General features: G+C 75.9%; 1 protein-coding gene. It reads right to left on the reverse strand.

Going from position 1 to position 14,438, the window contains the following annotated elements:
* Entirely contained in the window at positions 1–14,436 is a 14,436-nt protein-coding gene (locus B1H29_RS11765; protein ID WP_055417836.1) for a type I polyketide synthase, read from the reverse strand.
* Between the last annotated feature and the right edge of the window lie 2 nt (positions 14,437–14,438).

Raw genomic sequence — 14,438 nt, forward strand, 5'->3', positions numbered from 1 at the left:
TCAGTCCTCTCCGAGTTCCGCGTTGATGAAGTCGAACAGCTCTTCATCCGTGGCGGAATCGAGCTTGCTGGTGACGTCGCCGGCGGCGGCGCCGTCGTCGGGCGGTGTGCTCCAGGCGGTCGCCAGCGCGCGCAGCCGGGCCGCGATCTGTTCGCGGTCGGCGGTGTCCGGCGGCGGGGCCGCGAGCGCGGCCTCCAGGTGGTCGAGCTGGGTGTGCACGGACTGGGGCGCCCCCGCCACCGATCCCAGGAGCTTGCTCTCCAGGTGCTCGGCGAGCGCGGTCGCGGTGGGGTAGTCGAAGACCAGCGCGGCGGAGAGCTGGACGCCGGTCTCGGCGACCAGGCCGTTGCGCAGTTCCACCGCGGTGAGCGAGTCGAAGCCCAGCTCCCGGAAGGAGCGGCGGGCGTCGAGGGGGGCGTCGGCGACGTAGTCGAGGACGGTGGCCACCTGCCGTTGGATCAGTTCCAGCAGCAGTTGGCGCCGACCGCTCTCGGACTGCTCGGCCAGGCGTTGCGCGAAGGACTGTCCGCTCGCCCGTCCGGTGCCGGCGGCGGCCCGGCGCAGCGGGGCGCGGACCAGTGAGCGGAACGGCGCGGGCAGCGTGCCGTCGGCCGCCTTCTTCCGCAGTACGCGCGTGTCCAGGCCCATCGGCACCAGGGCGGCCGCGCCGGAGGCCCAGGCCCGGTCGAACAGCGCGAGACCCTGTCGCGGGGTGAGGGCGAGGACCCCGGCCTGGGCCATCCGGCGGCGGTCCACATCGGACAGGCGGGCGGACATGCCGGAGTCGGTCTCCCACAGGCCCCAGGCGAGCGAGGTCGCCGGGAGCCCGGCCGCCCGCCTGCCGTGCGCGAGCGCGTCCAGGAAGGCGTTGGCCGCGGCGTAGTTGGCCTGTCCGGCGCCGCCGAACACGCCGACGCCGGAGGAGAACAGGACGAAGTGGGACAGTCCCAGACCCGCGGTCAGCTCGTGCAGGTGGTGCGCGGCCTCCGCCTTGGGCCGCATGACGGTGTCGATCCGCTCGGGGGTCAGCGTGGTGAGCACGCCGTCGTCCACGACGCCCGCGATGTGTACGACCGCGGTCACCGGGTGCTCGGCCGGGACGCCGGCCAGCGCGGCCTCCAGAGCGGCGCGGTCCGCGATGTCGCAGGCCCTGAACGTCGCCTCGGCGCCGCACGCGGCCAGTTCGCGGCCCAGTTCGGCCGCGCGGGGGTCGTCCGGTCCCTTCCGGCTGAGCAGGAGCAGCCTGCGCACGCCGTGTTCGGCCGCCAGGTGCCGCACGACCTCGGTGCCGATGCCTCCGGTGGCGCCGGTGACCAGCACCGTGCCGTGCTCGGGAGCTTCGGCGGCGGGGTCCTGCGGCGGCTCGGTGACCCGGGCCAGCCGGGGTACGAGCAGCCGGCCGTCGCGGATCGCGAACTGCGGCTCGTCCGCCGCCAGGGCGGTGCCGACGGCCGCCGCGAGCGGATCGGCGTCCTCCTCCCGGTCGCCCAGGTCGGCCAGGACGAACCGGTCGGGATGTTCGGCCTGGGCGGAGAGCAGCAGTCCGCGGACCGCCGCCTGCGCGGGGTCGACCGCGGTGCCGTCGCCGGTCGACACGGCGGTCCTCGTGACGAGGACGAGCCGGGCGCCGGTCAGCCGGGTGTCCGCGAGCAGTTCCCCGACCAGGGCCAGGGTGCGGTGCACGGTACGGCGCGCGGACTCCACGGGGGTGCCGGGCTCCGTCTCCACGGGCAGGACGACGAGGCCGGGCCCGTCACCGCGGCCGGCCGCGTCGCCGAGGGACGCCGGGTCCGGGTGGGCGGCCGCCTCGGCACCCTCCGCCGCCAGGGCCTTGGCCAGGCCGTCGGCGGCGGAGCCCACCACGGCCCAGCGTTCCTCCGGGGCGGGGGCGAGGTCGTCCACCGGCGTCCAGACCGGCCGGTACAGGGCGTCCGGAGCGGTGTGCGTGTCCGGGCGGGCGGCGGCGGGGCCGCCGGTGCCGACCTGGACGTGCTCCACCGAGAGCACCGGCGACGCGTCCGCGTCGGTCAGCAGGACGGTGACGGCGTCGGGGGCGCTGCGGGTCAGGTGGACGCGCAGCTCGGTGGCGCCGGCCGCGTACCGGGTCACCCCGGTGAGGCGGACCGGCCGCCCGGCCAGTTCGGCGATCAGTTCCAGTACCTCGGTCAGCAGTTCGGGGTGGAGGCCGAAGCGGTCGGCGTCGGCCGCGTCCCGTTCGGTCAGGGCCAGCTCGGCGAACAGCTCGTCCTCTCCCCGGCGCCACACCAGGTCGGCGCCGACGGGTTCGGCGTCGGTCGGCGGCCAGGCCGCCGTACCGGTGGCGGTGTCGGGCCCGGGCCCGGGCCGTGGGGCGTCGCCGCCGAGTACGCCGCGGGCGATCCGTGTCCAGGCCCCCTCGGCGACGGGGCCGTCCGCCGGGCCCACGTGGAGCGTGCAGTCCCGGTTCCCGTCCTCGTCGGGTGCGGCGACCACCAGGTGCAGGGGTGCCAGGGGGGCGTGCGGAACCGGCCCGGTCACCTCGAGTTCGGCGATCCGGTGACAGCCGAGGCTCCCGCCGGCCCACAGCATCAGGTCGAGGACGTCGCCGTCGGACAGCGGCCGCCCGTCCGCGGGTGCGGGCAGGGTGCCGCTGAACAGGGACCCGCCCGTCCCCGGCAGCGTCACGGACGCCTTCAGCAGCGGGTGGCCGGTGCCGGTCAGGCCCGCGCCCTCCAACGCCTCGTCGCCACCCGTCGGCGCGTCCAGCCAGTAGCGCCGGTGCTGGAACGCGTAGGTGGGCAGCTCCACCCGGCGGGCGCCGGTGCCGTGGAAGAACGCGGTCCAGTCGACGCGTTCGGTGCGCACGTGGAGCCTGCCGAGCGCGGTGAGCAGGGTGCGCACCTGGTCGCGGTCGCGGCGCTGGGCGGCGATGCCGACGGCCCGCTCCCCCGCCGACTCCTGTGCCATGGCGGTCAGGACGCCGTCCGGGCCCAGTTCCAGGAAGGTGGTGGCGCCCTCGTCGAGCAGCGTGCGCACCCCGTCGGCGAACCGCACCGCCTCGCGCACCTGGCGCACCCAGTAGGCGGGGTCGCACAGCTCGGCGCCGGCCACCTCACCGGTGAGGTCGCTGACGACGGGCAGCGTCGGCTCGGCGAAGGAGACCTGGGCGAGTTCCCGCTCGTAGGCGGCGAGCATCGGCTCCATCAGGGGGGAGTGGAAGGCGTGGCTGACGGTGAGCCGCTTGGTGCGCAGCCCCGCCTCCGCGAGCCGGGCGCCGGCGGCCGTGACGGCTTCCCCGGTGCCGGACAGGACCAGCGAGGCGGGGCCGTTGACCGCGGCGACGGCGACCTCGGCGAACGTGTCGCCGAGTACCGCGGCCACCTCGTCCTCGGCCGCGGCGACGGACAGCATGGCGCCGCCCTCGGGCAGTTCCTGCATCAGCCGGGCGCGGGCGGCGACCACCCGGGCCGCGTCGGCGGCCGACCACACGCCGGCCACGTGCGCGGCGGCCAGCTCGCCGACCGAGTGTCCGAGCAGGGCGTCGGGCCGTACGCCCCAGTGCTCCAGCAGCCGGAACAAGGCCACCTCCACGGCGAACAGTCCGGTCTGGGTGTAGAGGGTCTGGTCGATCAGCGTGGCCTCGTCCGTGCCGGGCCCGGCCCACAGGACCGTGCGCAGCGGGCGCGGCAGGTGCCGGTCGAGTTCCGCGCACACCGCGTCGAAGGCCGCGGCGAACTCCGGGTACGCCTCGTACAGGCCGCGTCCCATGCCGGTGCGCTGGGCGCCCTGGCCGGTGAAGAGGAAGGCAAGTCCGCCCCCGGCCCGTTCCTCGGCGGCCCCGCTCGCGGCCAAATCGGCCAGGCTCCGGCCCAGTTCGTCCCGGTCGGCGGCGACGAGGACCGCCGCCCGGTCCAGCACGCCGCGGGTCGTGGCCAGCGAGTAGGCGAGGTCGGTGACCTCGTGCTCACCGCGGTCCAGGAGGGCCGTCAGGCGGCTGGCCTGGTCACGCAGCGCGCCCTGGGTGCGGGCGGACAGGACGAGCGGCACGCAACGGGCGGGTGCCGCGGTGTCCGGTGCCCCGGTGTCCGGTGCCCCGGTGTCCGGTGCCCCGGCGCTCCCGTCGGTGCCGGTGTCGTCGTGGTGCGGCTCCGCCGCCTCCTCCAGGACGACGTGCGCGTTGGTGCCGCTGATCCCGAACGCGGACACCCCCGCGCGGCGCGGTTCGTCGCCGCGCGGCCACCGCCGTGCCTCGACGAGGAGTTCCACCGCTCCGGTGCTCCAGTCCACGTGCGGGCTGGGCTCGTCCACGTGCAGGGTGCGCGGCATCAGCCCGTGGCGCATGGCCTGCACCATCTTGATGACGCCGGCCATACCGGCGGCGGCCTGCGTGTGCCCGATGTTCGACTTGACCGAGCCCAGCCACAGCGGCCGTCCGGCCGGGCGGTCCTGGCCGTAGGTGGCCAGCAGCGCCTGCGCCTCGATCGGGTCGCCGAGCGTGGTGCCGGTGCCGTGCGCCTCCACCACGTCCACCGCCGAGGGCGGCAGCGCGGCGTTGGTCAGCGCCTGCCGGATGACCCGCTCCTGGGAGGGGCCGTTGGGTGCGGTGATCCCGTTGGAGGCCCCGTCCTGGTTCACCGCGGAGCCGCGGACGAGCGCCAGTACGGGATGTCCGAGCCGTCGGGCGTCGGACAGCCGCTCCAGCAGCAGGACGCCGGCGCCCTCACCGAGGGAGAACCCGTCCGCGGCGCCGGCGAACGGCTTGCAGCGGCCGTTGGCGGCCAGTCCGCGCTGCCGGCTGAAGGCCACGAAGGAGGTGGGGTCCGGCATGACGGTGGCGCCGCCGGCGATGGCGAGGTCGCACTCGCCGCCTCGCAGCGCCTGGGCGGCGGTGTGCAGGGCCACCAGCGACGAGGAGCAGGCCGTGTCCACGGTCAGCGCGGGGCCCTGCAGGCCGAGGGAGTAGGAGATCCGGCCGGAGGCGACGCTGGACGCCGCGCTGACGAGGAAGCCCTCCATGCCGTCGGCCGAGCCTCGCAGCCGGGTGCCGTAGGTCTGATCGGTCAGGCCCACGTACACACCGGTCCGGCTGCCGCGCAGGGACCTGGGGGGAATGCCCGCCCGCTCCAGCACCTCCCAGGAGGTCTCCAGCAGCAGCCGGTGCTGCGGGTCCATCGCCTGGGCCTCGCGCGGCGAGATGCCGAAGAAGCCGGGGTCGAAGTCGCCCGCGTCGTGCAGGAATCCGCCGTGGTCGACGTAGCTGGTGCCGGGCGTGTCGGGATCGCCGTTCACGATCCGGTGCAGCGGCCAGCCCCGGTCCACCGGGAAGGGCGTGATCATGTCGCGTTCGTCGCGTACGGCCTGCCACAGATCCTCGGCGGAGGCGACGTCGCCGGGGTAACGGCAGGCCATCGAGACGACGGCGATCGGCTCGTCCTGGTCGACGCGGACGACGGTGGCGGGGGCCGCGGCGGGCTGGGCGGCCTCGGGTTCCAGGCCGCGGGCCAGGAAGTCGGCGAGTTCGGCGATGGTGGGGTGGTCGAAGACCAGGGTGGCCGGCAGACGCATGCCGGCCACGGTGCTCAGCCGGTCGCGCAACTCGACCGCCGTCAGCGAGTCGAAGCCGAGGTCCTTCAGCGCCCGTCCCGCGTCGACGGCCGCCGGGTCGCCGTGGCCCAGTACCGCGGCGACGTGCTCACGCACGAGGTCGCGCAGCGCCGTGGCGCGCTTGGCGCCGCTCAGTCCGGACAGCCGGCGGCCGAGCGGGGAGAGGGCGTCGGCCGGGGCGGGGCCCGTCCCGGCCTCGTCCGCCCGCGCCTCGGGCAGTTCGTCGAACAGCCGGCTGGGGCGACGCAGGGTGAACTGCGGGATGAACCGGCCCCAGTCCACGTCCACCAGGAGGAGCGACTCCTCCCCCTCGGCGAGGATCGTGGCAAGGCCGCTGATCGCCAGGTCGGGGTCGACCAGGGGCACGCCCATGCGGTTGAGCATGTCGGCGACGGCGGGGTCGTCGATCATGCCACCACCGCCCCAGGGTGCCCAGGCCACCGACACCGTGTGCGCACCGGCCGCGTGGCGTGCCTCGGCACGGGCGTCCAGAACGGCGTTGGCCGCCGCGTAGACGCCGTGCTCCCCCGCGCCCCAGGAGGCGCTGATGGAGGAGAAGTAGACGACGACGTCGGGCTGTTCGTCGTCCAGCGCCCGCTCGAGGTTGTCGATGCCGGCGACCTTCCCGGCCATGGCCAGCTCCATGTCGGCCAGGCTCGCGTCGAGGAGCGGCCCGAGGCCGCCCGCGCCCGCGGTGTGGATGACGGCTCCGATCCGGTCCCCGTCGCTCCGGATCCGGTCGACCAGCGCGTTCGCCTCGGCGGGCACGCTCAGGTCGCAGGCCAGCACGGTCGCCCGGGCTCCGAGGCCGGTCAGTTCGGCCACCAGGTCGTCGGCTCCGGGGGCCCGGGGGCCGCGGCGGCTGGTGAGCACGATGTGCTCGGCGCCCTCCCGTGCGAGCCAGCGGGCGACGCGTCCACCGAGCGCTCCGGTGCCGCCGGTCACCAGCACCGTGCCGCGCGGGTGCCAGCCGGAGCCGGGCGTGGCGGTGGGACGGGCCCGCTCCAGCCGACGGCCGTACGCTCCCGAGGCGCGCAGCGCCACTTGGTCCTCGTCGTCCCGTCCCGCGAGGACGGCGAGCAGCCTGCCCACGGCCGTCTCGTCGAGGGTGTCGGGCAGGTCGACGAGGCCTCCCCAGGTTCCCGGGGATTCCACGGCCGCGATCCGGCCCAGCGCCCAGAGCGCGGACTGCAGCGGACTGCCGGGCCGGTCGTCGTCCTCGCCGGCTGCCACGGCACCGCGGGTCAGGCACCACAGCGGCGCCTCGATACCGGCCGTGTGCAGTGCCTGGAGCAGGGTGACGGTGAGTGCCGTGCCCAGCGGGACGACCGGGCTCTCCGGGTGCGGCGAGACGTCGACGCCGGTCAGGGTGGCCACGCCGGCCACGTCCGTACCGGCCGCGCCGGCGTCGGCCAGCGCCTCGCGCAGCGTCGCCGCGAGGGCGGTCGGCTCGTCGCCGCCGCCGACCGCGACGGTCACCGTGCTGCCGGCCGCTTCCCGTACCGCGTTCAGCACGGCGGTGACGGCCGGGTCGCCGGCGGCGCCCTCGGGCGTCACCAGGAGCCAGGTACCGGGCAGTTCGGCGGTGGCCGCGTCCGGCAGCCGCTTCCACGTCACGCGGTAGCGCCAGCCGTCGATGACGGCTTGCTCCGTACGGCCGCGCCGCCAGGCCGACAGGGCGGGCAGCACCTCGCGCAGCGGCTGGTCGTCGGTGACGCCGAGGGTGCGGGTCAGCACGGGCAGGTCCGCTTCGTCCACGGCCCGCCAGAACGTGTCGTACACCGGGTCGGCCGCGGCGGGCCGGGGTTCGGGCCAGTAGCGGCTGCGCTGGAAGGCGTAGGTGGGCAACGGCACCGGCCGGGAGGGGGCGGGGCCGAACGCGGGCGACCAGTCGACGGGCGTGCCGCGGACCCACAGCTCGGCGAGCGAGGTGTGCATCCGGGCCAGTCCGCCCTCGCCCCGGCGCAGGGTGCCGGTCACCGTCAGGTCCGCGTCTTCGTGCTCGGCGGCCTCCAGCAGACCGGAGGTGAGCACCGGATGCGGGCTGACCTCGACGAACACGGTGTGTCCCTGGTCGACGAGGGCGCCGACGGCCGGGGCGAACAGCACCGGTTCGCGCAGGTTGCGGTACCAGTAGGCGGCGTCCAGCACGGTGGTGTCCTGCCACTGCGCCGTGACGGTGGAGAAGAAGGGGATCTCGGACGCTCGCGGCCGGACCGGTTCGAGCAGCCGCAGGACCTCGTCCTCGATACGGGCCACCTGCGCCGAATGCGAGGCATAGTCGACCTCGATGCGGCGCACCCGTACGTCCCGGGCGCGGGCGTACTCCATCAGCGCGTCCAGGTCCGCCGGTTCACCCGAGACCACCACGGAGGCCGGGCCGTTGACCGCGGCCACGGAGATCCGGCCGTCCCATCGCGGCAGCCAGGCCTCGGCCTCCTCGGGCGGGAGGGCGACGGAGACCATGCCGCCCGCACCGGCCAGCGCGCCGAGCGCCCGCGCGCGCAGGGCGACCACGCGCGCGGCGTCGTCCAGGGACAGCGCGCCCGCGACGCAGGCGGCGGCGATCTCTCCCTGCGAGTGTCCGACCACCGCCGCGGGGCGTACCCCGTAGGACCGCCACACCTCGGCCAGCGACACCATGACCGCGAACAGGAGGGGCTGGACGACGTCGACCCGGTCGAGGGCCGTGCCGTCGCGGAGCGCCTCCGTGAGCGGGACGTCGACGTACGGCGCGAGGGCGCGCTCGCACTCGGCCCAGCGGGTGGCGAACACCGTCGAGGTGTCGAGGAGCTCGCCGGCCATCCCGGCCCACTGGCTTCCCTGGCCGGGGAAGACGAAGACGGGACCGCGCCCGGTGGGCCGGGGCGCGCCGGAGACCACCGACGCGCACGGTTCCCCGGCGGCCAGAGCGTCCAGCCCGGCGAGGAAGTCACCGGTGCCGTCGTCCAGGACGACGGCCCGGTACTCGAAGGCGCTGCGGGAGGCGAACAGCGCGTGCCCGGTCGCCTCGGCCGTCAGGTCGCGGTCGGCCACGTGGGCGGCGAGGCGGGCCGCCTGGTCACGCAGGGCCTGGGGGGCTCGCCCGGACAGCAGCCACGGGACGGCGCGGCTGCCGGGGCGCACGGTGCCGGGGGCGCCGTCCTCGCGGGTGGCGGGCAGGTCGTGGGGAAGGGCCGCGTCGGGGCCCTGTTCGAGGATGACGTGCGCGTTGGTGCCGCTGACGCCGAACGAGGAGACGGCGGCGCGGCGCGGTCGCCCGGTGCCGGGCCACTCCCGTGCCTCGGTGAGCAGTTCCACGGCGCCCGAGGACCAGTCGACCTCGGGGGTCGGTTCGTCGACGTGCAGGGTGGGCGGCAGGATTCCGTGCCGCATCGCCTGCACCATCTTGATGATGCCGCCGACGCCGGCGGCGGCGGCGCTGTGGCCGATGTTCGACTTCAGCGAGCCCAGCCAGAGCGGCTGTTCGGCCGGGCGGTCCCGGCCGTAGGTGGCCAGCACCGCCTGGGCCTCGATCGGGTCGCCCAGCGCCGTCCCGGTGCCGTGCGCCTCCAGGGCGTCGACGTCCGAGGCGGCCAGCCCGGCGTCCGCGAGGGCCTGGCGGATGACCCGCTGCTGCGCTCCGCCGTTGGGTGCGGCGAGCCCGTTCGACGCGCCGTCGGAGTTGACCGCGCTGCCGCGGACCACGGCCAGTACCCGATGCCCGTTGCGGCGGGCGTCGGAGAGCCGTTCGACGAGCAGGACGCCCACGCCCTCGGCCCAGTTGGTGCCGTCGGCGCCGGCTGCGAACGCCTTGCAGCGGCCGTCCGCCGCGAGCCCGTCCTGCTTGCCGAAGTCCACGAAGGCCGCCGGGGTGGAGATGACGGCGACGCCCCCGGCCAGGGCAAGGTCGCACTCGCCCTTCTCCAGCGCGCCGATGGCCGTGTGCAGGGCCACCAGCGAGGAGGAGCAGGCCGTGTCGACGGTGAGCGCCGGGCCGTGCAGACCGAGGGTGTAGGCGATCCGGCCGGAGACCACGCTGGTGGCGGTTCCGGTCATCAGGTAGCCCTCCGCCTCGGGCGAACCGGCGAGCGCGGCGGCGTAGTCGGATCCGGCCACGCCCGCGAACACCCCGGTGCGGCTGCCGCGCAGCGACGCCGGGTCGATGCCGGCGTCCTCCACGGCCTGCCAGGAGGCCTCCAGCAGGAGCCGTTGCTGCGGGTCCATGGCCAGCGCCTCGCGCGGCGACACACCGAAGAAGGCCGCGTCGAAGGCTGCCGCGTCGGACAGGAAGCCCGCCCTCAAGGCCAGTTGCGGAGCGGCACGCCGCAGCGCCGGGAGGTCCCAGCCGCGGTCGGCGGGGAAGTCGCCGACGCCGTCGCGACCGGAGTGCACCAGGTCCCACAGGCCCTCCGGGGCCTGGACTCCGCCGGGGTAGCGGCAGGCCATGCCGACGATGACCACGGGGTCGTCGTGGTGCGCGCCGACGCGGACCTGCTCCGCCTCGCCGGGGGCCTCCCCGGTCAGTTCGGCCAGCAGGTGGGCCACGACCGCCTCGGGCGTGGGATGGTCGAAGACCAGGGTCGCCGAGAGGCTCAGCCCGGTCTCGGCCGCGATCCGGTCGCGGAACCGCACGGCGGTCAGCGACTCGAACCCGGCGTCGCGGAAGGGGCGCAGCGGGTCCACCGTGTCGCGGGAGGCGTGGCCGAGCACCGCTGCCGCCTCGGTGAGCACCAGGTCTCGCAGCGTGTGCTCGAGGTCGGCGGCCTCCGTGCCGGCCCGTGGCAGCACCGCGGCCGGCGCGGGCCGCAGCAGCGCCCGCACCTCCGGCAGGGCGGAGACGACGGGCCGGGGGCGCCGGCTGGTGAGGACGGGGTGGAACACGGGCCAGTCGACGTCGGCGATGGCGCATACGGCCGTGTCGTCGTCGAGGACGCGGCGCAGGGCCGCCAATGCCCGCTCGGGGGGCATGGGCACCAGTCCCGGCACGGCGGCCCCGTCGCCGGCCCCGGCCCACGGGCCCCAGCCGACGCAGGTGCCGCGCAGGCCCGCGGCGGTCCGGCGCTCGGCGGCGGACTCCAGGGCCGCGTGGACGACGCAGTGCGCGATGTCGTCCGTGCCGCCCCAGATCCCGGCGACCGAGGACAGCAGCACGAAGGCGTCCAGGTCCTGTTCGCCGAAGAGCTCGGTCAGCCGGTCGACCGTGCGCAGCCGGTCCGCCACCGCGGCGGCGACGGTCGAGGGGGCGGTGTCCTGCGGGGCGGACGGCTGGATGTTGTCCAGGTGGACGACGGCCGTCACCGGGGAGGGCGTCCCGGGTGCCGGGCCCGCGGTGTCCCACTCCACGGAGGTACAGGGGACGTCGGCCGCCGCGGACGGGGCCTCGGTGCCGGGTCGTCGGGCCAGCACCACGGGGCGTTCGCCGTCGCCGCTCAGCATCCGCAGCAGGTCGGCGGTGGCCGCGGCGACGTCGCCGGTGACCAGGACGGTGCCGCCGCTCCGCCACTGGTGCGGGGCGCGCGGGGCGGACCGCGCGGCGTGCAGGCGTCGGGTGAACACCCCGGCGGTGCGTACGGCGAGTTCGTCGGCGGCGGCCGGGTCCGCCAGGACCGCCGCGAGCAGCCGGAGGGACCGTGCGTCCAGGCGCCGGGGCAGGTCCACCGTGCCTCCGCCGGTGTCCAGGGCGCGTCCCAGCCCCCACAGCGGGGCCTGGGCCGCGCCGGGCGCGTCCTCGCCCCCGACCGGCACCGCCGCGCGGGTCGCGCACCACAGCGGGGCCCGCACACCGAGGTCGCGCAGGGCCTCGTGGAGGGTGAGCTGCGCCGCCACGGCCGCGGCTCCGCCCTGCGCGGGCAGGGCGAGGACGCCGCTGACCGGGCCGTCGTCCGGCAGTGCGACGCGCAGCCGCTCGCCGATGCCGGCGGGGTCCTCGTGGTCGTGCGTCACCAGCAGCGTGCGCGGGCCGAACGCCTCGGCCACGCGCCGGCCGTCCTCATCGTCCCAAGCGACGACGAGCCAGGTGCCCTCAGGCCTCGCCCCGGCGTCCAGTCCGGTGGCCGGCACCCAGCCGACGGGGTGGAGCAGCTCGTCGGCGGGCTCGTCCGGCGCGCGGGAGACGGCCGCTGCCGGGGTGGCGGGCAGCCAGTACCGCTGCCGCTGGAAGGCGTAGGTGGGCAGCGCGGTGCGTCGGCCGCCGCGTGCCGCCAGCATGGCGGTCCAGTCCACGTCGACGCCGCGCACGTGGAGTTCGGCCAGCGCGGTGAGCACCGCCGCCGGTTCGTCCAGGTCGCGCTGGAGCGTGGGCACGAGTGCCGTGCCCCGCGCGTCGTCGCCCAGGCAGTCGCGGGCCATGGCGGTCAGGACCCCGTCCGGGCCGAGTTCGAGGCAGGCGGTGACTCCGTGGTCGGCGAGCCGGCCGACGCCCTCCGCGAAGCGGACCGTGTCGCGGACCTGGCGCACCCAGTAGGCGGGGGAGGTCAGCTCGTCCGCCCCGGTCCGGTCTCCCGTGAGGTTGGAGACGACCGGCAGCTCGGGCTGCCGGAAGGTCACACCGGAGATCTCCCGTTCGAACTCCGCGAGCATCGGCTCCATCAGCGCGGAGTGGAAGGCGTGGCTCACCCGCAGGCGCTTGGTGCGCAGCCCCGCGCCGGCCAGTCGCCCGGCGGCGGCCTCCACCGTCGCCACGGGCCCGGACAGCACCGTGGCGGCGGGTCCGTTGACCGCGGCCACGTCCACCCCGGCCAGGTCACCCAGCACGTCGGCGATCCGCTCCTCGCCCGCGGCCACCGACAGCATCGCCCCGCCCTCCGGCAGGTCCTGCATCAGCCTGGCCCGCGCCGCGACCACGCGACAGGCGTCCGCCAGCGACCAGACACCCGCCGCGTGCGCCGCGGCCAGTTCGCCGACGGAGTGCCCCAACAGCACTCCCGGGCGCACGCCCCACTCCTCCAGCAGGCGGAACAGCGCCACTTCGAGAGCGAACACGGCGGTCTGGCCGTACAGGGTCTGTTCGATCAGCGCGGCCTCGGCCGTGTCCGGCTCGGCGAAGAGCACGGACTTCAACGGGCGTGGCAGCCGTCCGTCCAGTTCCGCGCAGACAGCGTCGAACGCCGCCGCGAACGCCGGGAACGCGGAGTGCAGGGCTCGGCCCATGCCGATCCGCTGCGCCCCCTGTCCGGTGAACAGGAACGCGAGTGTTCCGCTCGGCACGGTGCGGCCGCGCACGGTCCGCGGGGTCTTTCCGCCCTCGGCCAAGGTCTCGAGCGCGGTCAGCAGTTCGTCCCGGTCGGCGCCGAACACCACGGCACGGTGGTCGAGACGGGCCCGGGAAGCCGCCAGCGACAGGGCACCGTCGAGTGTGCTCAGGGCGCCGGGGGCGCCGGCGAACCGGTGCAGGCGGCGGGCCTGGGCTCGCAGGGTCTCGGCGTCGGCCGCGGCCAGCAGCCAGGGGACCGGTACGCCGGCCGACGGGTCGGGAGCCGGGGCGCCGGCCCGGGCGGGCTCCCCGGCGGCTTCGGCGGGCAGTTCGAGCACGACGTGCGCGTTGGTCCCGCTGATGCCGAACGACGACACCGCCGCCCGCCGCGGCCGTCCCGTCCGCGGCCACTCCCGTTCCTCGGTCAGCAGCCGTACGGCGCCCGCCGACCAGTCGACCTGGGGGGTCGGTTCGTCCACGTGCAGGGTGCGCGGGAGCAGTCCGTGCCGCATGGCCTGCACCATCTTGATGACGCCGGCCATACCGGCGGCGGCCTGCGTGTGCCCGATGTTGGACTTGACCGAGCCCAGCCACAGGGGTTCGTCACCGGCCCGGTCCTGGCCGTAGGTGGCCAGCAGTGCCTGGGCCTCGATCGGGTCGCCCAGCGCGGTGCCGGTGCCGTGGGCCTCCACGGCGTCGATCTGGCCGACGCCGAGCCGGGCGTCGTCGAGCGCCTTGCGGATGACGCGGCGCTGGGCGGGTCCGTTGGGGGCCGACAGGCCGTTGGAGGCTCCGTCCTGGTTGACCGCGGTGCCGCGCACGGTGGCCAGGACGGGCAGGCCCTGCTCCCGGGCGGTGGACAGCGGCTGGAGCAGCAGCATGCCGATGCCCTCGCCCCACCCGGTGCCGTCCGCGGTGGCGGCGAAGGCCTTGCAGCGGCCGTCGCCGGCCATGCCGCCCTGCTCGGCCATCTCCGCGAAGAGCGTGGGCTCCGCCATCACGGCGGCGCCGCCGACGAGGGCGAACGAGCACTCCCCCGCGCGCAGGGAGCGCATCGCGAGGTGCATCGCGACCAGCGACGAGGAGCAGGCCGTGTCGATGGTGATCGCGGGGCCCCGCAGGCCGAACGTGTAGGCGATCCGGCCGGAGGCGACACTGCTGGTGGTGCCCGTGAGGACGAGTCCCCGGACCTCGTCGAGCCGTTCGTCGTCGCGGGGTCCGTACTTCTGGTCGGCCATGCCGATGAACACGCCGCCGTCGTCGCCCCGTACGGAGGTCGGGTCGATCCCGGCCCGCTCGAGGGTCTCCCAGGCCGTCTCCAGCAGCAGCCGCTGCTGCGGGTCCATGGCCAGCGCCTCGCGGGGCGAGATCCCGAACAGGCCGGCGTCGAAGTCGCCCGCGTCGTGGAGGAACCCGCCGGCCCGCCGGAAGTTCCCGCCCAGCCGGTCGGCGGGCCAGCCGCGGTCGGTGGGAAACGCCGAGACGGCGTCACCGCCCGTGTGCACGAGCTCCCACAGGTCCTCCGGGGTGGCGATGCCTCCGGGGAACCGGCAGCCCATCGCCACGACGGCGATCGGTTCGGTGCCGCCCGACTCCAGCTCATGGACCCGCTGCCGGGTCCGCTTGAGGTCCGCGGTGACCCGCTTGAGGTAGTCGACGAGCTTGTCGTCACTGACCACTG

Origin of the sequence: Streptomyces pactum (assembly GCF_002005225.1) — a bacterium.
Taxonomy (GTDB): domain Bacteria; phylum Actinomycetota; class Actinomycetes; order Streptomycetales; family Streptomycetaceae; genus Streptomyces; species Streptomyces pactum_A.